General features: G+C 30.0%; 2 protein-coding genes. Both read left to right on the top strand.

Features of this window, described 5'->3' with window-relative positions:
* Nucleotides 1-1,163 (top strand): site-specific DNA-methyltransferase (locus HG1285_RS01695; RefSeq protein WP_008289332.1); only part of this gene is annotated, 1,163 nt, incomplete at its 5' end.
* Between the two features lie 16 nt (nt 1,164-1,179).
* Nucleotides 1,180-1,314, top strand: coding sequence for a hypothetical protein (locus HG1285_RS20575; RefSeq protein WP_255347767.1), 135 nt, complete (start codon nt 1,180-1,182; stop codon nt 1,312-1,314).
* The last annotated feature ends 127 nt before the right edge of the window (nt 1,315-1,441 follow it).

Raw genomic sequence — 1,441 nt, 5'->3', positions numbered from 1 at the left:
CTGATAATGACCCACGAGGAGCATGGGTTGCTGATAACTTAGCTGCTAATGGTAAAGGAGGTAGATTAGTTGAGTCTTTAATATTTCCAATAATAAATCCAAATACAGGAGAAGAACATTATCCTCCTAAAGGAGCTTGTTGGAGATATAGTAAAGAAAAAATAGAAGAATTAATTAAGGACAATAGAATATACTTTGGTAAAGATGGAAAAGGAAGACCAAAATTAAAAAGGTTTTTATCGGAAGTTAGACAGGGAGAAACTGCTTCAACTATTTGGGATGATGTTAATTATACAGTTCATGCTTCAAAATTTCTGGAAAAATTATTTAAAACTATTGAAGTTTTTGATAACCCTAAACCTATTGAATTAATAGAAAAAGTTTTAAGGATTTCCTCTAATCCTAACTCCCTCATCCTTGACTTCTTTGCTGGAAGTGGGACAACGGCTCATGCAGTTATGAAACTTAATAATGAAGATAGAGGAGATAGAAAGTTTATTCTAATAGAAATGGCAGATTATTTTGAAACTGTTATAATTCCTCGTATTAAAAAAGTTGCTTACTCATTTAACTGGAAAGAAGGAAAACCACAAGACAGTGAAGGTAAAGGAGTATTTTTCAAATACCACACATTAGAACAATACGAAGACAGCCTTGAAAATATAGAGTTTGAAAATGCAAAAGATACAAAACTGCAAACACAGCAAGGACTAATCCAGCAAGCTCTTAATCTAAAACCAAATCAGGTTATAAAATACAAATTAGACCAAGAAGCCAAAAAACTTTTAGACATAGAAAATCTTAAAGACCCGTTTAACTACAAAATAAAAATATTAGACACAAAAAACACCCAAAAATCAGAATATAAAACAGTTGACCTTATAGAAACATTTATATACCTTGCCAACTTAAAAGTAGAAAAAATATTCAAACAAAATGACTATACCTTAATTATAGGAAAACAAGACAACCTCAAAATTCTTGCAGTTTTCCAAAAAGAACAAAATAAAAACCCAGAACAAATAGCAAAAGAAATAAACCAGCTAATAGAAACCTACAAACCGGAAAAACTATTCATAAACTTACTTGAAAAAACACCTATATTAAATAAAGAAGTAATTATTGAAAGCATTGAAAATTTATTTATAGAAACTATGAGCTGATTAAAGTTGAAGGAGTTTGAAAAATGGAAACTTTAATTATGGTATTGACAATAATTGGTCTTTCTATACTTGCGGTAGGAGGGTTGGTTTTGGCTTTCTTGTCCATGAAAGATTATCTGGAAGAAAGGAAACATTAATGGCAAATAAGTGAAATGGAAATATTAAGTTTGATTTTTATAATAATGCTTATAATAACAGCAATTACTCTTTTAATTACTTTTGGGGCGATGGCTTTTCTAACCGTAAAGGATTTAATAGAAGAAATGAAAGAAACAAAG

Source organism: Hydrogenivirga sp. 128-5-R1-1 (genome assembly GCF_000171895.1).
This window is presented reverse-complemented; position numbering and strand designations above follow the sequence as displayed.